Source organism: Enterobacter sp. BWH52 (genome assembly GCF_001037565.1).
Classification (GTDB): domain Bacteria; phylum Pseudomonadota; class Gammaproteobacteria; order Enterobacterales; family Enterobacteriaceae; genus Enterobacter; species Enterobacter hormaechei_C.
Window position 1 is genome coordinate 3,069,511 of record NZ_KQ089854.1, and the last position, 20,962, is coordinate 3,090,472.

The 20,962-nt window shown below is 55.2% G+C and carries 15 protein-coding genes and 1 tRNA gene; 7 read left to right on the forward strand and 9 right to left on the reverse strand.

Features of this window, described 5'->3' with window-relative positions:
- The first annotated feature begins 24 nt into the window (after nt 1-24).
- The 3 genes from SK47_RS14510 to SK47_RS14520 all read left to right on the forward strand — a co-directional run bounded on the left by SK47_RS14510 (nt 25) and on the right by SK47_RS14520 (nt 2,182).
- Entirely contained in the window at nt 25-252 is a 228-nt protein-coding gene (locus tag SK47_RS14510) for a YejL family protein (protein WP_001135586.1), read from the forward strand.
- A 19-nt stretch (nt 253-271) separates the two neighbouring features.
- Nucleotides 272-2,032: an LPS biosynthesis-modulating metalloenzyme YejM gene (gene yejM / locus SK47_RS14515; RefSeq protein ID WP_047054729.1), complete on the forward strand. Its 1,761-nt coding sequence runs from the start codon at nt 272-274 to the stop codon at nt 2,030-2,032.
- Nucleotides 2,033-2,105: 73 nt separating this feature from the next.
- Nucleotides 2,106-2,182: transfer RNA gene (locus tag SK47_RS14520), tRNA-Pro, on the forward strand.
- 66 nt (nt 2,183-2,248) lie between these two features.
- On the opposite strand, the gene SK47_RS14525 is transcribed toward SK47_RS14520, so the two are convergent.
- Complete coding sequence (locus tag SK47_RS14525) at nt 2,249-2,509, reverse strand: DUF2534 family protein (protein ID WP_006811332.1); 261 nt, start codon at nt 2,507-2,509, stop codon at nt 2,249-2,251.
- A gap of 202 nt (nt 2,510-2,711) precedes the next feature.
- Here SK47_RS14525 and eco point away from each other — a divergent pair, with 202 nt between their 5' ends.
- Nucleotides 2,712-3,221, forward strand: coding sequence for a serine protease inhibitor ecotin (eco, locus tag SK47_RS14530; protein WP_032609713.1), 510 nt, complete (start codon nt 2,712-2,714; stop codon nt 3,219-3,221).
- Nucleotides 3,222-3,355: 134 nt separating this feature from the next.
- Here the strand turns inward: eco and mqo are convergent, their stop codons facing one another.
- Entirely contained in the window at nt 3,356-5,005 is a 1,650-nt protein-coding gene (mqo, locus tag SK47_RS14535) for a malate dehydrogenase (quinone) (protein WP_003859385.1), read from the reverse strand.
- Between the two features lie 187 nt (nt 5,006-5,192).
- Between mqo and SK47_RS14540 the strand changes: the two genes are divergently transcribed.
- Entirely contained in the window at nt 5,193-6,488 is a 1,296-nt protein-coding gene (locus SK47_RS14540) for a SulP family inorganic anion transporter (RefSeq protein ID WP_053071094.1), read from the forward strand.
- Here the strand turns inward: SK47_RS14540 and mgtE are convergent.
- The 6 genes from mgtE to SK47_RS14570 all read right to left on the reverse strand — a co-directional run bounded on the left by mgtE (nt 6,451) and on the right by SK47_RS14570 (nt 13,794).
- On the reverse strand, nt 6,451-7,887 hold the full coding sequence (gene mgtE / locus SK47_RS14545) for a magnesium transporter (RefSeq protein ID WP_006811337.1): 1,437 nt from the start codon (nt 7,885-7,887) through the stop codon (nt 6,451-6,453). The two genes, SK47_RS14540 and mgtE, sit on opposite strands and share 38 nt — an antisense overlap.
- A 141-nt stretch (nt 7,888-8,028) precedes the next feature.
- The gene (locus SK47_RS14550; RefSeq protein ID WP_003859392.1) at nt 8,029-9,672 is read right to left on the reverse strand and encodes a multidrug ABC transporter permease/ATP-binding protein; all 1,644 of its coding nucleotides are present in this window, start codon (nt 9,670-9,672) and stop codon (nt 8,029-8,031) included.
- A gap of 76 nt (nt 9,673-9,748) precedes the next feature.
- Nucleotides 9,749-10,399 (reverse strand): DNA oxidative demethylase AlkB, encoded by a 651-nt coding sequence (gene alkB, locus SK47_RS14555; protein WP_045343033.1) that lies wholly within the window; start codon nt 10,397-10,399, stop codon nt 9,749-9,751.
- Nucleotides 10,399-11,457 carry a bifunctional DNA-binding transcriptional regulator/O6-methylguanine-DNA methyltransferase Ada gene (gene ada / locus SK47_RS14560; RefSeq protein ID WP_045345848.1) on the reverse strand — a complete coding sequence of 353 codons (1,059 nt, stop codon included), beginning with the start codon at nt 11,455-11,457 and terminating at the stop codon, nt 10,399-10,401. The genes alkB and ada overlap by 1 nt, the downstream gene beginning before the upstream one ends.
- Before the next feature lie 72 nt (nt 11,458-11,529).
- Complete coding sequence (apbE, locus tag SK47_RS14565; protein ID WP_048244565.1) at nt 11,530-12,585, reverse strand: FAD:protein FMN transferase ApbE; 1,056 nt, start codon at nt 12,583-12,585, stop codon at nt 11,530-11,532.
- Between the two features lie 114 nt (nt 12,586-12,699).
- Nucleotides 12,700-13,794, reverse strand: coding sequence for a porin OmpC (locus tag SK47_RS14570; protein ID WP_023304135.1), 1,095 nt, complete (start codon nt 13,792-13,794; stop codon nt 12,700-12,702).
- A 743-nt stretch (nt 13,795-14,537) separates the two neighbouring features.
- On the opposite strand from SK47_RS14570, the gene rcsD reads away from it, so the two are divergent.
- Both rcsD and rcsB read left to right on the forward strand, forming a co-directional pair.
- Nucleotides 14,538-17,210, forward strand: coding sequence for a phosphotransferase RcsD (rcsD, locus tag SK47_RS14575; RefSeq protein ID WP_003859403.1), 2,673 nt, complete (start codon nt 14,538-14,540; stop codon nt 17,208-17,210).
- A 16-nt stretch (nt 17,211-17,226) separates the two neighbouring features.
- Nucleotides 17,227-17,877 carry a response regulator transcription factor RcsB gene (rcsB, locus tag SK47_RS14580; RefSeq protein ID WP_003859405.1) on the forward strand — a complete coding sequence of 217 codons (651 nt, stop codon included), beginning with the start codon at nt 17,227-17,229 and terminating at the stop codon, nt 17,875-17,877.
- Nucleotides 17,878-17,988: 111 nt separating this feature from the next.
- Here rcsB and rcsC read toward each other — a convergent pair whose 3' ends face one another.
- Nucleotides 17,989-20,835, reverse strand: a complete 2,847-nt coding sequence (gene rcsC / locus SK47_RS14585) for a two-component system sensor histidine kinase RcsC (protein ID WP_003859407.1) — start codon at nt 20,833-20,835, stop codon at nt 17,989-17,991.
- Between the last annotated feature and the right edge of the window lie 127 nt (nt 20,836-20,962).

Genomic DNA, 20,962 nt, shown 5'->3' on the forward strand with positions numbered 1-20,962 from the left:
CTCTCAACAAACTGATTTTGATTTATGCCACAACATTCCCGCTACAGTGACGAACACGTTGAACAACTGCTCAGTGAGCTGGTCAACGTACTGGAAAAACATAAAACGCCAACCGATCTCTCCCTGATGGTTTTGGGAAATATGGTTACCAACCTGATCAATACCAGCGTTGCTCCGGCTCAGCGTCAGGCGATCGCCAAATCTTTCGCCCAGGCTTTGCAGTCCTCCGTTAGCGACGACCAGGCACACTAAGGGAAACGAACAACAGTTTATGGTGACGAATCGTCAGCGCTACCGTGAAAAAGTCTCCCAGATGGTCAGCTGGGGGCACTGGTTTGCCCTGTTCAACATTCTGTTGGCGATGGTGCTCGGCTGCCGTTATCTGTTTGTGGCGGACTGGCCAACCACATTAACCGGGCGCGTCTACTCGTGGATGAGCCTTGTGGGTCACTTTAGCTTTCTGGTCTTCGCCACCTATCTGCTGATCCTGTTCCCACTGACGTTTATCGTCATGTCGCAGCGGCTGATGCGCTTCCTGTCTGCCATTCTTGCAACGGCGGGCATGACGCTGTTGCTGATCGACAGCGAAGTCTTTACCCGATTCCACCTGCACCTGAATCCTGTCGTCTGGGAGCTGGTGATTAACCCGGATCAGAACGAGACCGCGCGCGACTGGCAGCTGATGTTTATCAGCGTGCCGATTATCCTGCTGATCGAAATGCTGTTCGCCACGTGGAGCTGGCAAAAACTCCGCAGTCTGACCCGACGCCGCCATTATGCGAAGCCCGTCGCGGCGCTCTTTTTCGCCTCATTTATCGGTTCGCACCTGATGTATATCTGGGCAGATGCGAACTTCTACCGCCCGATTACCATGCAGCGCGCAAACCTGCCGCTCTCCTATCCGATGACGGCGCGTCGTTTCCTCGAAAAACACGGCCTGCTGGACGCGCAGGAGTATCAGCGTCGTCTGGTCGAACAGGGTAATCCGGAAGCGGTCAGCGTGCAGTATCCCCTGAGCGATCTGAAATATCGCGACATGGGGCGCGGTCAGAACGTGCTGCTGATTACCGTCGATGGCCTGAACTATTCCCGCTATGAGAAGCAGATGCCAGCGCTGGCTGAATTCGCTGAGAACAATATCGTATTCACTCAGCATATGAGCTCCGGTAATTCGACCGACGCGGGTATTTTCGGCCTGTTCTATGGCATTTCACCGAGCTATATGGACGGCGTGCTGTCGGCCCGTATTCCGGCGGCATTGATTACCGGGCTTAATCAGCAGGGCTACCAGCTGGGGCTGTTCGCCTCTGATGGTTTCAACAGCTCGCTGTACCGCCAGGCGCTGCTGTCTGATTTCTCACTGCCCGCCGCGCAGAGCCAGTCTGACGATCGGACCGCTGACCAGTGGATAGACTGGCTGAAGCGCTATGCGCAGGAAGATAACCGCTGGTTCTCCTGGGTTGCGTTTAACGGCACAACGCTTGATGACAGCAATCAGAAAGGCTTCGCGCGCCGCTATAGCCGTGCGGCGGGCGATGTTGATGCGCAGATCGGCCGCGTGCTGACCGCCCTGCGCGACGCGGGCAAGCTGGATAATACGGTCGTGATTATCACGGCGGGGCATGGCGTGCCGCTCGGCGAGGAGGCGAAGGGCATGGAGTGGTCGCGTCCGAACCTGCATGTTCCCCTGGTGATCCACTGGCCAGGCACTCCCGCGCAGCGCATCAACATGCTGACCGACCATAAAGACGTCATGACCACGTTAATGCAGCGGCTGCTGCACGTCAGCACACCGGCAATTGAGTACTCGCAGGGCCAAGACCTCTTTAGCGCCACGCGGCGTCATAACTGGGTCACGGCTGCTGGCGGAAACACGCTGGTGGTGACCACACCGACGTTGTCCCTGGTGTTGAACAGCAACGGCAATTACCAGACGTATAGCCTCGAAGGTGAGAAGCTGAAAGACCAGAAACCGCAGCTCAGTTTGCTGTTGCAGGTGCTGACAGACGAGAAGCGCTTTATCGCTAACTGATTATTTATGAATCAGTTAGCGTTGCTTGCCCCTTGCATTCAAAAAGGAATAGAGTAGTATTCCTTTTATGCGTCGGCACGTAGCGCAGCCTGGTAGCGCACCGTCATGGGGTGTCGGGGGTCGGAGGTTCAAATCCTCTCGTGCCGACCAAAACTACACAAAAAAACCAGCCGCTTATGGCTGGTTTTTTATTGCCTGTCTCCGCATGCGCAATGCTTAGTGTTTTTCACGCCCACCGAGAAAGAAAATCCCCAGCGGAATCGCCAGCAGCACGGTGAACACCAGGCTGTAAACAAAGATCATCGCCGATTGCAGGACAAACATGCTGGTTGTCCAGGCAGATAGCGGGATGTTGTACTGCTCAATCACACCGACAATGGTTGCTCGCCCCACGCATGCAGCAGCAATCATAAACACAACCAGTAACGCCAGCAGGAACTTGCGGCCTTCAGGTGTCTTCAGTTTTTCCCGTACCATATCTCCTCCCTTTACAGATAAATAACAATAATTAACGCGTAAAATAACACGATCGCCGCATCGACTCCACCACAGCATTAAACACCAATAAAAGAACACAAAAGCAGTGCATTACTCCGTTTAAAATGAAAATGTGAGTAAATTACGCCAACCATTCACGTATATTATGTTAGTCTTTCCAGGATCGTTTTAACAAAAAGGAATGACAGTGAAAAACGCACCTAAATTTGCCATCGCCCTCATCGCCGCTGCGTGCGCCAGCAGCAGTGCTTTCGCCAGCGAAACCCAGAAAGAGCAGCCGCTGGAAAAAGTTGCTCCGTATCCGCAAGCGGACAAAGGGATGAAGCGCCAGGTTATTCAGCTCCCGGCTCAGCAGGATGAAGCAAATTTCAAAGTTGAGCTGTTAATCGGCCAGACGCTGGAAGTGGACTGCAACCAGCATCGTCTGGGCGGCCAGCTGGAAAGCAAAACGCTGGAAGGCTGGGGCTATGACTACTATGTCTTCGACAAAGTAACCTCGCCAGTCTCCACCATGATGGCGTGCCCGGACGGCAAGAAAGAGAAGAAATTTATTACCGCGTATCTGGGCGATAACAGTCTGCTGCGCTATAACAGCAAGCTGCCGATCGTCGTATATACGCCGGAAAACGTGGATGTGAAATATCGCGTATGGAAGGCGGATGAGACGGTAGGACAAGCGGTAGTTCGTTAAAAATAAGTCGGGTGGCGCTCACGCTTACCCGACCTGGAAAGGGTGCGTTCTGGCACCCTCACCCCAACCCTCTCCCACAGGGAGAGGGAGAAAACACTAGAAACGGTAACGGATGTTACCGTTTTGCGTTTATCTTACAGCGCGATATCCGCTACCGGCTTGCTTTCCGCCTGAGGCTTCAGCTCTGCCTTTGGCGCAGCATCCGCAGCCTGCGGTTTGACGTATTGCAGTTGCAGAACGCGGCTGGTGTATTCCAGCTCTTGTTCCGTGGCCTCAACGTTACCGTTCAGCTTCGTACCGTAGGATGGAATAATGGTTTTCAGCTTCGCCTGCCATTCCGGGCTGGATACTTTGTCCTTAAACACTTTTTCCATCAGGTGCAGCATGATTGGCGCAGCGGTAGACGCCCCCGGAGATGCCCCCAGCAGCGCGGCAATGGTGCCATCCTTATCGCTTACCACTTCGGTACCCAGACGCAACACGCCGCCCTCTTTCGGATCGCGTTTGATGATCTGCACACGCTGACCTGCCTGCCACAGACGCCAGTCTTCTTTCTTCGCCTGCGGATAGTACTCTTTCAGCGCCTCGAAGCGTTCTTCATCAGAGAGCATCACCTGGCTAATCAGGTATTTCACCAGATCGAAGTTATCCAGCCCCACGTCCATCATTGGCTTGACGTTTGACGTTGTGGTCGCGCTCAACAGATCCCACAGGGAACCGTTTTTCAGGAACTTGGTGGAGAATGTGGCGAACGGCCCGAACAGCACTACACGCTTACCGTCCAGCATGCGGGTGTCGATATGCGGAACGGACATCGGTGGTGCGCCCACAGAGGCCTGACCGTACACTTTCGCCAGATGACGGTTAACCACTTCCGGGTTTTCCGACACAAGGAACTGGCCGCCAACCGGGAAGCCGGCGTAGTCGTCCGCTTCCGGAATACCGGACTCCTGCAACAGTTTCAGCGCTGCGCCGCCCGCACCGATAAACACGAACTTGGCCTTAATCACATGTTCGGCTTCGTTGTTTTTCAGATCGGCAACGGTCACGCTCCAGCTGTTATCCGCATTGCGCTTGAAACCACGCACTTCGGAGCTGAGTTGCAGGTTAAAGTTCTCTTTTTTCTTCAGAGAGGCCACCAGCTGACGGGTGATTTCACCGTAGTTAACGTCAGTACCAATTTCAGTGCGGGTCGCCGCCACTTTCTGGTTCGGATCGCGGCCTTCCATGACCAGCGGCGCCCACTCTTTGATTTGAGCGTGATCTTCAGAGTATTTCATCCCGCGGAAAAGCGTGCTCTGTTGCAGGGCAGCGTAGCGCGCGCGCAGGAAGTTGACGTTTTGATCGCCCCACACAAAGCTCATGTGCGGTACGGTGTTGATGAAGGAGTGCGGATTGTGCAACACACCGCTATTCACCTGGTGAGACCAGAACTGACGTGAGATCTGGAACGCTTCGTTGATCTCAACCGCCTTCTCGATACTAATGGAACCGTCCTTTTTCTGCGGCGTATAGTTCAGTTCCATGAGTGCCGAGTGCCCCGTCCCGGCGTTATTCCAGCCGTTAGAGCTTTCCTGTGCCACGCCATCGAGGCGCTCGACCATGGTCATGGACCAGTTCGGCTCTAATTCCTGAAGATACGTTCCCAGCGTGGCGCTCATGATGCCGCCACCAATTAAAAGGACATCCGTTTCCTGCTCTTTTGGTGCGTCAGCCTTCGCCGCCAGCGAGACGGCGTTCAGCCCCACGGCCAGAGAAAAGAGCACGGCAGTCATTTTTTTCATCATTTATGCCTTAGTTGAATAGTGCTTGATGCGTGGAAATTACAGGTGAAACACGCTGCGGTGGCACGGTAGCAACTTTTAAATATTGTTTAAAGGTTACGAAATTATTGTAATTGTGAAATTTAATGATGGATTGTTTGTAGGGTTTTGGCAGACAGGCTGGCACCCGACGATTTTCCTGGCTATGATGCTGCACTTTGTGATCGCGCGCACGGAAGCCTGCCCCTACCAGCGAATTGTTATGTCATTACCCCACTCGTCTTTACCTCAAGAAGGCCATGTCGCCACTGTTTTACGTTCGCCTCACCGTCTGATGCGCGAAACCCTGGCCGGTGTGATTACCGCGCTGGCGCTGATCCCGGAAGTGATTTCGTTTTCCGTGGTCGCGGGCGTGGATCCGAAAGTGAGTCTTATCGCCTCCGTGGTGCTCTGTTTCGCCCTTTCCCTGCTCGGCGGGCGTCCGGCCATGGTGACGGCGGCGGCAGGTTCCGTCGCGCTGGTGATTGGCCCGATGGTCCATCAACACGGCGTACAGTACATTCTGCCCGCGGTGGTGATGGCAGGCATGATTCAGATCCTGTTCGGCGCGCTGGGTATGGCGCGGCTGATGCGCTTTATTCCCCAGTCGGTGATGACCGGGTTTGTTAACGCCCTTGGCATTTTGATTTTCTTTGCCCAGGTGCCCCATTTCTGGAGCCGAAGCCCGGTGATTGTGGGCCTGTTCGTGCTGACGCTGCTGATTGTGCTGTGGGTGCCACGCTATATCAAAAGCGTGCCCTCCCCGCTGATTGCCATTGTGCTGCTGACTTTGTTCACCGTCACCAGCGGGCAAATTCTGCCGACGGTAGGGGATGAAGGCTCCATGAGCGGCGGTTTGCCGGGCTTTACGCAACTGCTGGTGCCGCTCAATCTGGAAACCCTGAGCATTATCTGGCCGTGCGCGCTAAGTATCGCTTTCGTTGGCCTGCTGGAATCCTTGCTGACGGCAAAACTGGTGGATGAACTGACCGCGACCCCCTCCAGTAAGCGTCGCGAGAGCATCGGTCTGGGCGTGGGGAATATTATGGCCGGGTTCTACGGTGGCATTGCGGGCTGCGCGATGATTGGGCAGACCATCGTAAACGTGGAGATGGGGAAAGGCAGAAGCCGTATCTCCACCCTTGCGGCGGGTATCGTACTGCTGGTGCTGGTTACGGCGCTCAGCGAGGTGATGGCCAAAATCCCGATGGCGGTACTGGCGGGTATTATGGCCATTGTGGCCGTCAAGACCTTTAGCTGGCATAGCGTTCAGCCCGGAACGCTGAAAAACGCGCCGGTGGCTGAAACCGTCGTGATGCTGGTGACGGTTGTGGCAACGGTTTACACCGGCAACCTGGCGATTGGCGTGCTGGGCGGGATTGTGATGATGTTCATCCTCCCTGCCCGACTTAAGCAAAAAGCACTGGCTACAGAAGAAAAATCGTCGCCAGTCCAAGAAAAATAAAGAAACCGCCGGTATCGGTAATGGCGGTGATCATCACGCTCGACCCCACCGCGGGGTCGCGCCCCAGCCGGGTCATCGTCAATGGGATAATCACGCCCATCATCGCCGCCACCAGCAGGTTCAGCACCATCGCCAGCATCATGACCCCGCCCAGCGCCATATCATCGTACAGCCACCAGGTAATGCCGCCCATGATGCCGCCCCAGACCAGGCCGTTAATCAGCGCGACGCCCATCTCCCTGAAAATCAGCCACGAAAAATTACCCGGCTGAATGTTTTCCAGCGCCAGGGCGCGAACGATCATGGTGATAGTCTGGTTGCCGGTGTTCCCGCCGATCCCCGCCACAATCGGCATCAGCGACGCCAGGGCCACCAGCTGGGAAATGGTATGTTCGAAGCCGTCAATAACGCGGGACGCCACGAACGCGGTGCATAAATTGATGGCGAGCCACGCCCAGCGGGTTTTGACGGCCTTGCCGACGGAGGCATGAACATCGTCTTCGGCACTGATCCCGCCAAGGGCACGCAGGTCGTTATCGGTCTCTTCATAGACCACGTCAACGATCTCATCGATGGTCAGACGCCCCATCAGCTTGCCCACCGAATCCACCACCGCCGCGCTCACCAGGTCATCACGTTCGAAAGTACGCGCCGCTTTTTCGGCATCGTCTTCCGGCGAGAAGACCATCGGCTCGGTTTCCATGACCTCACTCACCCGCTGCTGGGTGCTGTTCAGCAGGATCGTTTTCAGCTCCAGCTCCCCGAGCAGGGTTTTATCCCGCGAGGTGACGAACAGTTTATCGGTGTTGTCCGGCATACTGCCCAGGCGACGAAGATAGCGCTGCACCGTCCCCAGGGTGACGTCCGGACGCACGGTGATGACGCCAAACTCCATGATCGCGCCGACGCTGTTTTTCTCGTAGTGCATCACCTGACGCACGCGCGCCCGCTCTTCGGCAGGCAGGGAAGCCAGCAGGCGTCCGGTCAGGTTTCGCGGAAGGTGCTGAACGAGGTAAATCTGCTCATCGATATCCAGCGTTTGCAGTGCGTCAAGAATGTCCCGGTCGCTCATCTCATCGATAAGGTCATCCCAGACGTTTTCCGAGGCTTCAAGCAGCACCTGACCACGCTCGTGATCCTGCACCAGCCGCCACAGGGCGTGGCGCTCCTCGGAAGGCAATGCCTCCAGGGTGTCCGCCAGATCCGGAGGTGGTAAATGTGCAACCAGCGCACCTACCTCAGCAATATCGTCGGCCAGCGTGCCGACATCATATTGCTCAGCCAGGGTTAGCTTACCCAATAACGTTGACGTGACCGCTTTATCAGTCGTCAGGAGCCAGATGAGCCGCGCACGCTCCTGGTCACGCTGCCTGGCGCTGTTTTTCTTTAATACCGACATCAATCATAAATCCATTAAATGAGTTGGCGTTAAGCATAGCGCGGGGATATGTAAATAAGAATAAACGGCGGGTCGGGATGGAGAAAAAAACGGCATATATGAAAAAATTAGTGTGCCGGGGTTCACCCGGCACAATTGCAATCAGGCCGTACGCGCCACCGCGTCCCGTGACGCCGCATCGCGCTCATCGCCGGTCAGCTCGCTCAGCTTGCCGTCGCGCATCTCCAGCAGACGGTCGGCGTGAATGAAGTAGTGATCGTCATGGCTGATGGCAAAAATGGTTTTTCCCATCGCCTGCATCAGCGGCAGCAGGACCTGATAAAACTCGCGACGGAAGTGCGGGTCCTGATCGGCGGCCCACTCATCCAGAAGGATGATGTCGCGCTCTTCGGCCAGCGCCAGCAGCAGCGCCACGCGCTTCTTCTGCCCTTTCGACAGCTTGAGATTCAGGATTTTGCCATCCTGAAGCTCCAGCTTGTGCGACATTTGCAGGTGCGCAAGCCACTTCTCCACCAGCGCCGGATCCGCCTGCTGCCCTTCCGGTCCCAGCAGCCGGTCGAACAGCCAGACGTCGGTAAATACCGCCGAGAAGAGCTTGCGGTAGTCCTCCGGTTTCTCCGCGCTCAGCGCTTTACCATCCAGCAAAATTTCACCCGACTGCGGCTGGTAGAGGCCCGTCAGCAGCATCGCCAGCGTGGATTTGCCGCTGCCGTTACCGCCGATCAGGAACAGGAGTTCGCCGCGGTGAATGGTCAGGTTGATCGGCCCCACTGAGAAGGCGTTATCCTGATAGCGGAAGGTAACGTTACGCAGCTCCAGCGTTTGCCAGTTCGGGAAGGCCTGCGGGCGCGGGAACTCAGCCTTAAACGGCGCAAGGTCGAATTTCTTCAGCTTGTTGAAGGCCACCTGTGCGCTCAGCAGCGTCGGCAGTGCGCCAACGGCCGACAGCAGCGGCGTGCGTAAAAACAGCAGCGTCAGGGAGTAGGTTGCCGCCACGTTGGTATCCGCCCACCCCAGGCTGTTCGCCATCCAGAACACCAGGCCAATCGCGCCCAGCATCATGATGTTGGACCAGTTCACGGCGCTCAGGTGGAACGTATCGGCGCGAATAATGTGATGACGATATTCGTGCGCATCCGGGATATAGAGATGGTTGAAGATATGTTCGGCGCGCTCGCGGTTCAGCGTCAGCTCTTTGCGCCCTTCCAGCACCGTCTGGTAATCGTTATAGAGCTTGTCTTCCGTTTCGCGCAGCACCGCCATGTGCTTATAGACGCGTGATACCAGCAGGAACCCGCCCCAGATGGTAATAACAATCCACAGCGCCGTTACCGCCAGCATTTTGCTGGAGAGCCAGGCGAGATAGGCTGCCGAGCCAAAGGTCAGGATGATCCCCTGCACCAGCTCCGGCAGGCGCACAAAGGCGATGGTAATGGCGCGCACATCGCTGGTCAGCCCCGCCAGCAGAGAAGCACTTCCCAGCTGTTCGATGCGCTCCACTTGAGTATCAAGGATCCGTTTGATGAACTCACTGCGCAGACGGAAAACGAAGTGGTGGCCGAGCGCGGTCAGCGCCAGCTGTGACCCGAGCGTGACTGCCATCAGCAGCAGCAGTAAACCCAGAAATTCCGGCAGGACGGAGAGTGACGTGTCGACCATTTCGATCAAACGCACGTTAATGAAGGCAATCAGGCCGATCCCCAGCGCCGCGCTGGCAAGGCTTAACGCCATCACCGCGATAAAAGGCCAGCGATACTGCCGCCAGACAAGAAGAAGTAGTTGCATGCAGAGCAATCCGGACAAGAAAAATCAGCCAGCAGTGTAAACTGCCTTTCACACACATCAAGAATAATTCTTATTTTTATTCTCTGTACGCTGCCTGGCGGAACGTGAGGTTGTAGCGAAACGCCCCCGCCACCGGGTGATCGCCTGGTTTAAGCGGCTGAATACCGTGATAAAAAAGCCGTGATTCACCGCCCCAGACCACCACATCGCCATGCTCCAGCATCAGCCGTTTGAGCGGGTCGTTGCGCCGCAGGCCGCCAAACTGAAAGACAGCGGGCAGCCCAAGGGATACCGAGACAATCGGCGCGCGCAGGTCCGGCTCGTCCTTATCCTGATGCAAGGAGAGCTTTGCCCCAACGGCATAGCGGTTAATAAGACAGGCATCGGGTCGAAAATCAGGATAGCCGGCCGCCACGGCGGCATCATGACACAGCGCCTGAAACGCCTCCGGCATCGGCGGCCACGGCTGATCCGTCAGCGGATCGTACGCGGCATATACATAGCCCCGCTCATTCGTCGCCCATCCCAGTTCGCCGCAGTTGGTCATCGCCACGGACATGGTATACCCGCCTGGCGTAACCATATGGCGAAACGGCGAACGGGTGGTGACGGCTTTAATGCCGTCGAATAGCGCCGCCGCGCGGGAAAGCGCGAAGCGTCTCAGGATCGTCGCCCCCGGCGCGAGCGACTCCTGCCAGGGTTCAGCATCAGCAAAAAGATCGAGCATTATTCCTCCGGGTTGTTCGCCTCACGTTTCAACAATAGCACCTTACGCGCTGCGCCCCAGCGATAACCCGACAGCGCGCCGTCGTTACGCACCACGCGGTGACAGGGGATGACTATCGCCAGTTTGTTGGCACCGCAGGCCCCCGCCACGGCACGTACGGCATTGGGTTTACCAATGGCCTTTGCCACCTGCTGATAGCTTGCCGTTTCACCGCAGGGGATAGCCCGCAGCGCCTGCCAGACCTGCTGCTGGAAGGCGGTACCCCGGATATCCAGCGGCAGCGTCAGCGGCGTCGCGCGGCTGTCGACAGAGGCAATCACCTGACGAACACGCCCGGCAAATGCGCCTTCCATCGGTTCACGGACGGCAAGCGGAAACAGTGACAGCAGCTCAGCCGTCAGCCCGGCGTCGTCATCACCCAGCAGTATTGCGCAGATCCCGCGCTCGCTTTCCGCCACCAGACAGCGGCCCAGCGAGCAGTCACTGATGGCATAGCGGACCGCAGCCTCTCCGTTGCGGTACTGTTTTGCCGTCATGCCCAGCGCGCCGTTGGCTTTACGGTAGTAACTGCTGCCGTCCGGAAAGCCAGCGGCCAGTACGGCGTCGGTGATTTTACCGCCCTGTGCAAGCAGGGTGCGCAGGCGTTGTTCACGCGCGGCCTGCTGCCATGCTTTCGGCGTCATGCCGGTGACGGATTTAAACAAGCGGTGGAAATGGAACGGACTCATGGCAACCTGCTGCGCCAGTGCCTCCAGGTTCAGCGCGGCATCCTGTTCAAGCAGTCGACAGGCCAGCGCAATGTTGGCCTTTTTCTGCGCCATAGGGTCGACCTGGTCCGGCCTACAGCGCTTACAGGGGCGGAAACCCGCCTGCGCGGCCTGGTGAGCATCAGGATAAAAGCAGACATTTTTACGCAGCGCGTGGCGGGCGCGGCAGGACGGACGACAATAAATGCCGGTCGTCTGCACGGCAAAGACAAACTGGTTATCCGCACGCGGATCGCGGGCCAGTACGGCCTGCCAGCGATCCTCATCGGTAAGATAGGTTGTGTTTTTCATCATCGGCTCCTCTTACAAGCATACGCTCAGCTTGCCTGAACGCCACCGAACAAAAACCCGCAACCTTGCTTTTTAATTTTTTTCGCTCACCAGGAAGCTGTTGAACTGCGGCGAACTCCAGGTTTTAAATCCGTCAGCCTCTTTAGTGATCATATAGACGGCCAGCCCTTCCTGACGCACTACCTCTTTGGCCTTCTCCGTGCCGAGCACCATCAATCCGGTATCCCAGGCATCCGCCTCCAGCGCGGTTGGGGCTATCACCGTCACGGACACCAGGTTATGGGTAATCGGGCGTCCGGTTTGCGGATCAATCACGTGCGAGATACGTTTGCCATCCAGCTCGTAATAGTTGCGGTAGCTTCCGGAGGTACTGATACCATGCCCGTTGATGTCGACAATCGCCTGCACCGCGTTCTGCTGATCGGTTGGTTTTTGGATGGCCACTCGCCACGGCCTGCCGCTGGCGTTCATGCCCCGGCTGACGAGCGCGCCCCCGACGGAAACCAGATAACGCGGAATGCCTTCCTGCGCCATCAGGGCCGAGAGATGATCCGCAGCATACCCCTCGCCTACCGTGGAGAGATCCACAAACAGGTCGGGAATATCTTTTTGCAGGTATTGCTGACCATACTGGGAGATCACCGCCAGATGCTGTAACCCTGTACGCGCGCGGGCGTCGTCGATGGCGGCTTGATCGGGTGTAGTCACCGGCTGCTTGTTGGGGCCAAATCCCCACAGGTTCACCAGCGGCCCCACGGTCACATCCATTGCGCCGTTGGTTTTGTAGCCCACGCGCATGGCTTCCGTGACGATATCGGCCATTGCTTCGCTCACCGGCCACAGCGAGGTGCTGCTGGAGCGATTGAAACGCATCAGCGCTGAGTCATTTTTATAGGTAGAGAGTAGCTGATCGTCGGCATCCAGCTGCGCCTGAATTTTACCGCGTAGTTCTTCAGCGCGGGACTTATCAATATCCATCACGCTGACGCGCCAGAAGGTCCCCATGGTTTTCCCTTCCAGCACCGTCGCGGCGGGTGCGTCGATTTTTGCGGGCTGTGTGGAAGAGTCACACGCGGTCAGGAGTAAAAAAGTCGCCAGAACGCTGGCGCGTAAAAAAGTCATATCCATTGGTTATTATCCTCATGCCAGGGCGGCAAGAGTACACTAAAACAGCGTATTTGTAAGACCCTAAAAAAGCATGAAAAAAGGGGCCTGATGGCCCCTTTGTCGCTGTATGAGCAATTAGAACTGGTAAACCAGACCCAGCGCGACGATATCGTCAGTACCGATACCTGCTGCGCGAGTGAAGTCGTTCTCATCAACCAGGTTGATTTTGTAATCAACGTAGGTGGACATGTTTTTGTTGAAGTAGTAAGTCGCGCCAACATCAACATATTTCAGCAGATCCTGGTCGCCGTAGCCGTTTTCCAGGTCCTTACCTTTAGATTGCAGGTACGCCACGGATGGACGCAGACCGAAGTCGAACTGATACTGCGCAACCACTTCGAAGTTCTGCGCTTTGTTAGCCCAGCCCAGGTCGCCCGCACGGGTCGCGTTGTAAGTCTGAGTATACTGTGCAGCCAGGTAGATGTTGTTCGCGTCGTATTTCAGACCACCGGTATAGGTCTCTGCACGATCGCCTTCACCGTAGTAGCCCGCAGCGTTCTGGTCAGCAGTACGTTTAGAACTGGTGACTGCCGTACCGATAGCGAAGCCTTCGCCCAGATCGTAGGTCAGAGAGCCGCCGTAGCCATCACCGTTCTGACGCAGCGCGTCACGACCGTTGTTGGTCTGGCCTTCGCCGCTTGCGCTGCCGTTTTTACCCTGGTACTGCAACGCGAAGTTCAGACCATCAACCAGACCGAAGAAGTCCTGGTTACGGTAGGTCGCGAAGCCGTTACCACGCTGCTGCATGAAGTTGTCAGAACCGTAGGTGTCGCCGCCGAATTCCGGCAGAACGTCGGTCCATGAAGTCACATCGTAAACAACGCCGTAGTTACGACCGTAGTCGAATGAACCCGCATCAGCGAATTTCAGACCTGCGAACGCCACACGCGTCCATGAGTTGTTTTCGTTCTCACCAGAGTTACCCTGGATCTGGTATTCCCACTGGCCGTAACCGGTCAGCTGGTCGTTAACCTGAGTTTCGCCTTTGAAGCCCAGACGCATGTAGGTCTGGTCGCCGTCTGCACTGTCGTCATCAGAGAAATAGTGCAGACCATCCACTTTACCGTACAGATCTAATTTGTTGCCGTCTTTGTTATAAATTTCAGCCGCATTTGCTGCGCCTGCCACCAGCAGAGCTGGTACCAGGAGGGACAGTACTTTAACTTTCATTTTATTAACCCTCTGTTATATGCCTTATTATTTACCACTGCTTACTGGTCAACCCTCTTAACCAGTCGGCAAGTTCATTCTCCTCAAAAATGCAGAATAATCCAACAGGAATATGATACGAAAACTTTGAAGATGTTTCACTTTACCATCAAGATGTTTCAATTTGTAAATTTGGAGGAACTTTTACAGAGCATTAATAGTTTAAAAATATAGCACGGATAATCAAAACAAAAATATATCGCATTAAATTCAGCAAATTGCCGTAAAAAACAGTACAGCACTGAATGACAAAAAAATTCCCTTCAACACCACTAAAATAACCCTCGCTATCATCATTAACTTTATTTATTACCGTCATTCAGTTCTGAATGTCTGTTTATCCCTAATTGAACCGGATGCTTCGCATTCGGTTTTTTTTTACCTTTCTTTACGTCAACCTACATTTAATGTGCTACCGCTTGGTAATGATAACGACTATTAACTAAATCCCGAATACGGCTTGCACTTAATTGTTTTTATGCTATCGAAATTAATTTCTTGTTTATTCGTGCTATTTTTCTGCCGGTGCGATGGCGTATTTATACATTTCACGGGGTTTTGTACACCTTTCACCCGGGGACGTTGAAGCCGGTTACCCGGATAAAAAGTCAAGGTTATACCGATAACGACGCTGGAAATTCAGTTATTACCCTTTATACTGCCCTATCCCATTACTGCGCGGCCATTACGGGTTAAACACATCGATGAGTCAGACTGAAACTACCGCCCCGAGCAAATTCTCCCTTCTACCGGGCAGCATCACCCGTTTCTTTCTTCTGTTGATCGTTGTGCTGTTAGTCACAATGGGAGTGATGATCCAGAGCGCCGTTAACACCTGGCTTAAAGATAAAAGCTATCAAATCGTCGATATCACCCATGCGGTGCATAAACGCATTGATACGTGGCGCTATGCGACCTGGCAAATCTACGACAATATCGCTGCCGCGCCTGCCACCTCGTCAGGCGAAGGGTTGCAGGAAACGCGCCTTAAGCAGGATGTGTATTACCTTGAAAAACCGCAGCGCAAGACGGAAGCCCTGATTTTCGGCTCGCACGACAGCGCAACGCTTGAGATGACGCAGCGGATCTCCTCCTATCTGGACACCCTGTGGGGCGCCGAGACCGTACCGTGGTCCATGTATTACCTGAACGGTCAGGACAACAGCATGATCCTGATCTCGACCCTGCCGCTTAAGGATCTCTCGTCGGGCTTTAAAGAGACCACCGTTGGCAGTATTGTCGATTCCCGTCGGGCAGAAATGTTGCAACAGGCCAACGCGCTGGACGAGCGCGAAAGTTTCTCGTCATTACGCCGTCTTGCCTGGCAGAATGGTCACTACTTCACGCTGCGAACCACCTTTAACCAGCCGGGCCATCTGGCGACCGTGGTTGCCTTCGACCTGCCGATTAACGATCTCATCCCACCGGATATGCCGCTGGACAGCTTCCGTCTGGAGCCAGACAACAGCACCCAAAATATGCGCTCGCCGTCGGATAAAGAAGGCGCGGACAGCGTAGCCATCTCATTTAATGGCTCAAAGATTGAGATTGCCTCATCGCTCAACTCAACCGGTATGCGTCTGGTGTGGCAGGTGCCTTTTGGCACCCTGATGCTTGATACTCTGCAAAACATTCTGCTGCCGCTGCTGCTGAATATCGGCCTGCTGGCGCTGGCGCTGTTTGGTTACAGCACCTTCCGTTTCCAGTCGGGCCGCCAGAGCGACTCGACGTCGGTATCAGCCGGGACCAGCAACGAGCTGCGCATTCTTCGTGCCCTGAATGAAGAGATTATTTCCGTGCTGCCGCTTGGGGTGCTCGTTCACGATCAGGAGGCAAACCGCACGGTAATGAGCAATAAAATTGCCGATCACCTTCTGCCGCATCTTAACCTGCAAAATATTACGGCCATGGCGGACCAGCATCAGGGTGTCATCCAGGCCACCATTAATAATGAACTGTATGAGATCCGTCAGTTCCGCAGTCAGGTCGCGTCGCGCACGCAAATCTTCATCATTCGCGATCAGGATCGCGAAGTGCTGGTGAATAAAAAGCTCAAGCAGGCGCAAAGGCTGTACGAGAAAAACCAGCATGGCCGCGCCGCGTTTATGCAAAATATTGGCGATGCCTTTAAACAGCCGTTGAAGTCACTCGCCACGCAGATTGCTGATCTGAGCACGCCAGAAAGCCGACAGCTAAGCAGCCAGGCCGATTCACTGGTTCGTCTGGTGGACGAAATCCAGCTTGCGAACATGCTGGAGAATGACATCTGGAAGGGCACCCCTACGCTCTTCTCCATCCAGGACCTGATTGATGAGGTGGTGCCGGAAGTCCTGCCGGTGATCAAGCGCAAGGGACTCCAGCTGCTGATCAACAACCATTTACCGGCCAACGACGAACGTCATGGCGATCGCGATGCCCTGCGTCGCATCCTGATGATGTTGATTCAGTATGCCGTCACCACGACGCAGATCGGCAAGATCACCCTTGAAGTCAGCACCGATGAGTCCACCGACGATCGTCTGACGTTCCGCATCCTGGATACGGGCGAAGGCGTGACCGTGAGCGAAATTGATAACCTGCACTTCCCGTTCCTGAACGATACCCAGCGCGACCACTACGGTAAGGCGAATGCCCTCACCTTCTGGCTTTGCGATCAGCTGGCGCGTAAGCTGGGCGGTCATCTGAACATTAAGGCGCGCGAATCCCTCGGCACCCGCTACTCTTTACACGTTAAAATGGCGGCGAATCCACAGGAAGAGGATGAAGAGCGTCTGCTGGACGATGTGGTGGTGATGGTGGATGTGACCTCCAGTGAGATCCGAAATATCGTCGTACGTCAGCTGGAAAACTGGGGTGCGTCCTGCATTACCCCGGACGAAAGGCTCGCGAGTCAAGAATTTGATCTATTTTTAACTGATAATCCGTCTAATCTTACTGCCTCAGGCTTGCTTTTAAGCGATGATGAGCCAGGCGTGCGGAAAATCGGCCCTGGGCAGCTGCGCGTCAACTTTAATATGAGCAATGCAATGCAGGAAGCTGTATTACAACTGATTGAAGAGAATCTGGCGCAGGAAGAGATCCTGGAGTCACCGTTAGGCGGCGATGAAAATGCCGAACTCCATGCCAGCGGATATTATTCGCTCTTCGTTGATACAGTACCAGATGATGTTAAGCGGTTGTATACTGAGTCCGCTGCGCAGGATTTTGCAGCGCTGGCACAGACAGCACACCGGCTTAAAGGGGTGTTTGCCATGCTTAATCTGGTTCCCGGCAAGCAGTTATGTGAAACGCTGGAACATCTAATTCGTGAGAAAGATGCCTCTGGCATTGAAAAATACATCAGCGACATTGACGCTTACGTCAAGAGCTTGCTGTAGCAAGGTAGCCTTATACATGAACAATATGAACGTAATTATTGCCGATGACCATCCGATTGTACTGTTCGGTATTCGCAAATCACTTGAACAGATCGAGTGGGTGAATGTAGTCGGTGAATTTGAAGATTCCACAGCCCTCATTAACAACCTGCCTAAACTTGATGCGCACGTGCTCATTACCGATCTCTCCATGCCTGGAGATAAATACGGTGATGGGATCACGCTCATCAAATACATTAAACGCCACTTCCCGGACATTTCGATCATTGTTCTGACCATGAACAATAACCCGGCGATCCTGAGCGCCGTTCTGGATCTCGATATTGAAGGGATTGTGCTGAAACAAGGCGCACCTACCGATCTTCCAAAAGCGCTGGCGGCGCTACAGAAAGGGAAGAAATTCACTCCTGAGAGCGTCTCACGCCTGCTTGAAAAAATCAGCGCGGGTGGTTATGGCGACAAGCGTCTCTCGCCTAAAGAGAGTGAAGTTCTGCGTCTGTTCGCTGAAGGTTTCCTGGTCACTGAAATCGCCAAGAAGCTGAACCGCAGTATTAAAACCATCAGTAGCCAGAAAAAATCCGCGATGATGAAGCTGGGTGTGGATAACGATATCGCCCTGCTGAACTATCTCTCTTCCGTGACGCTGAGCGCAACGGACAAAGACTGATCTTCGCTGTCTATGCCGGGTGGCGCTCGCGCTTACCCGGCCTACAAACCCCGCAGGCCCGCGCAAGCGCAGCGCCGCCGGGCACATAAAAAAGGCCCTTTCGGGCCTTTTTTATTGTCTCGCTTTTCGTACCCGCTCCGCATAGACGGATAGCGTCTGCTTCAGTACATCCAGCGTGACCGGCTTCGACAGGCAGCTGTCCATTCCCGACTCCAGACAGCGCTGCTTCTCCTCCGCCAGCGCGTTGGCTGTCACCCCCACCACCGGCAGCGTCAGCCCCAGCTGCCGGATACGCTGCGTCAGACGGTAGCCGTCCATGTTAGGCATGTTCACATCGCTGAGCACAATATCAATATGGTTCTTACTTAAGACATTCAGGGCATCCACGCCATCATTGGCCGTTTTACACTGATAGCCCAGAGAGCCAAGCTGGTCTGCGAGCAGACGACGGTTAATCGGATGATCGTCGACGACCAGAATCATCATATCGTCGTTCACCGACGCCAGCTCATCAGGGGAAGCCAGCACGGTGGCGCCGTCGCTGTCTTCAAGCTGCACGCTGTAAATGCGCGCCAGCAAGCCCAGCAGCTCGTGCGGTGTCGCCACGCTGTGCACCCATACTCCAGGCGAACGCTCAAGCGGAATACCGATATGACGGCGGCAGAACATCACCACGCCGCGCCCCGCCCACGCCTGTTCCGGCTCAACGTCGGTGATCAGCATGTCATCCGCGCCCGGCGTCTGGCCTTCGTAGCGCGAAACCCGCACGCCGCTGCTGGTCAGCATTGAGGTCAGGAAATCATGTAAGGAGGCGTTGTGCACCGCCAGCCAGCAGTGCTTATCGCTCAGGCCGTCGACCGTGGTTTTCGCCGGATAATGCGCCGAATAGAGCGGAATACGAATGGTGAACTGGCTGCCCATACCCGGCTCAGTATCGACGGAGATATCCCCGTCCATCATGCTGATTAGCTTCTCGCAAATCGCCAGACCTAGCCCGGTCCCCTGAAAATTACGCTGGACGCCGGTTCCCACCTGGAAGAACGGATCGAACAGGCGAACAACTTCTTTCGCCGGAATCCCCACCCCCGTGTCGCGCACGCGAATGGTCAAGTACTCCCCTGCCCGACACACGTGCAGCACAATACAGCCGATATCGGTGAATTTGATGGCGTTGCTCAGCAGGTTTGATATGACCTGTTGCAGACGCATCGGATCGCCATGCAGCGTCAGGGGCACATCCGGCTCGATAAAGCAGTACAGCCCAAGCTGTTTACGCACCACCAGCGGCAGATAGTTGGCGCAGATATGGTTCATCACCTCGCGCGGGGAGAACTCGCGCGGCTCTATTTTCAACTGCTCGGATTCAATTTTAGAGAAGTCGAGAATATCGCTGATGATTTTCAGCAGCAGGCTGGACGAGTTGTTCATGGCCGTCACCAGCCGGTCGACCCCTTTCGGCAGCTCTTTGGTCTGGAGCAGATCGAGGTTACCGATAATACCGTACAGCGGCGTACGCAGCTCATGGCTGACGGTCGCGAGGAACATCGATTTCGACTGACTGGCCTGCTCCGCCGCCTGCGCCATATCCTGCAACGACTCTTCCATTTTCACGCGCGCAGAGACGTCCACCAGCACGCAAATCGCCACGTTTTCATTACGGTAGCGCGAATGGACAAAGCTGATTTGCAGGTTGGTGTGGGTGCTGGTCAGCACATCCACAAAGTTAACCTGTTGCCCACAGATGATCTGCGTTAACCGCTGACGGTCTTCATGCGTGAGCATGTTCAGGTAGTTATGGGCAAGCTCGTTACTGAGGATATTTGTCCCGTCCTGAGTACGCAGGATGCAGATCCCTACCGGCGCCGAGGCGACAATTTTACGGTTAAACTGCTCGTGCTCCTCCAGACGCTGAGCATCCGCCTCCGCCGGAATAAAGATCCGCCGCTCATACATTCTCGCCAGCATAAACAGCGCGACGCCTACCGCGATGTTCAGCAAAATGGCGTTAAGTATCAGGATGCGAATGCGCTCCAGGACCTTGTCCACCGGCAGCGAGTAGACAATGCTCAGCGACGATGGCGGTAAACTTTTCTTCAGCACCAGCTCGCGGAACCCGGAGGTATAGCCAAACCATGACCGCTCCTGCATCCAGTTGGGTTCCACCTTCAGGCGGTTTTCAGGCCCGGTAAGGGAGATGAGCGGATGGCCGTTTTCATCCAGAATGGTCACGCCCATCGGCAGACTGCCCGGCGTGAAGAAGTTTTCCATGCGGATGGTTTGTTCAATCCCCAGCAGCGCTTGCAGGCGGTTTCCGAGGTAAACCGGAGTCAGGGCATAGAAATAGCCGACCCCCATGCGCGGCCCCTGGCTTATCCAGAAGATGTTGTTCCCGCGCTCTTCCTGAGGCGCATTACGGTATTTCACTATGCGCTCATGCAGACTTTTCAGCGCGTCTTCACGTTCGACGGGCATATCCCGCAGGCCGAAATCTGCCATGCAGAGATTTTCGTTGCTAATCAGATAGACGCGGTTCAGATCGTAAGCGGCCGAGAAGTTATCGCGCCAGTAGCGCATAAACCATGACAGGGACTCCAGTGAACCACGCCAGGCTTTGCCCATGGCGGAACAATCGGAATCCGGGAAGAGCGGTTCGAAATCAGGCACTTCGGTTTTTTCATCCCGACCGCGGATGGCAAGAATGCCGTTCTCCGCCGTCAGTCGATTCTCAGCAATATACTTAAGCTCTTTCATCACGTCAGACGTACGCTGGATATAGCGCTGAGCCTGATCCGAGCTCAAATTAAACTCCTGGCGGATCTCCGCTTCTTTCTGGTGTAACGCGTTAACGATGTAAAACACCGAGAGCAGTGCCACCAGCAACCATAGCAGTAGCGCAAGCGCCCGAAACAGATAGCGGGAGACTTTTAACGTGGTACGAAAGGAGACGAGGTATTTCAAAGGGGCGAGGCTCCGCCGTCGGGGTCAAAAAGAATGTGGTTAAGGTAGCGGTAAACGCGGCTTGTCGCAACGTTCACTTGTCTGCTTGCGCAAAACAAAAGGGCCGGAAACCGGCCCTTTATGCGTC

Coding starts and splice junctions, on each gene's coding strand:
- SK47_RS14510 (WP_001135586.1), top strand. CDS start 25: ATGCCACAACATTCCCGCTACAGTGACGAACACGTTGAACAACTGCTC.
- yejM (WP_047054729.1), top strand. CDS start 272: ATGGTGACGAATCGTCAGCGCTACCGTGAAAAAGTCTCCCAGATGGTC.
- SK47_RS14525 (WP_006811332.1), bottom strand. CDS start 2,509: ATGGTACGGGAAAAACTGAAGACACCTGAAGGCCGCAAGTTCCTGCTG.
- eco (WP_032609713.1), top strand. CDS start 2,712: ATGACAGTGAAAAACGCACCTAAATTTGCCATCGCCCTCATCGCCGCT.
- mqo (WP_003859385.1), bottom strand. CDS start 5,005: ATGAAAAAAATGACTGCCGTGCTCTTTTCTCTGGCCGTGGGGCTGAAC.
- SK47_RS14540 (WP_053071094.1), top strand. CDS start 5,193: ATGCTGCACTTTGTGATCGCGCGCACGGAAGCCTGCCCCTACCAGCGA.
- mgtE (WP_006811337.1), bottom strand. CDS start 7,887: ATGTCGGTATTAAAGAAAAACAGCGCCAGGCAGCGTGACCAGGAGCGT.
- SK47_RS14550 (WP_003859392.1), bottom strand. CDS start 9,672: ATGCAACTACTTCTTCTTGTCTGGCGGCAGTATCGCTGGCCTTTTATC.
- alkB (WP_045343033.1), bottom strand. CDS start 10,399: ATGCTCGATCTTTTTGCTGATGCTGAACCCTGGCAGGAGTCGCTCGCG.
- ada (WP_045345848.1), bottom strand. CDS start 11,457: ATGAAAAACACAACCTATCTTACCGATGAGGATCGCTGGCAGGCCGTA.
- apbE (WP_048244565.1), bottom strand. CDS start 12,585: ATGGATATGACTTTTTTACGCGCCAGCGTTCTGGCGACTTTTTTACTC.
- SK47_RS14570 (WP_023304135.1), bottom strand. CDS start 13,794: ATGAAAGTTAAAGTACTGTCCCTCCTGGTACCAGCTCTGCTGGTGGCA.
- rcsD (WP_003859403.1), top strand. CDS start 14,538: ATGAGTCAGACTGAAACTACCGCCCCGAGCAAATTCTCCCTTCTACCG.
- rcsB (WP_003859405.1), top strand. CDS start 17,227: ATGAACAATATGAACGTAATTATTGCCGATGACCATCCGATTGTACTG.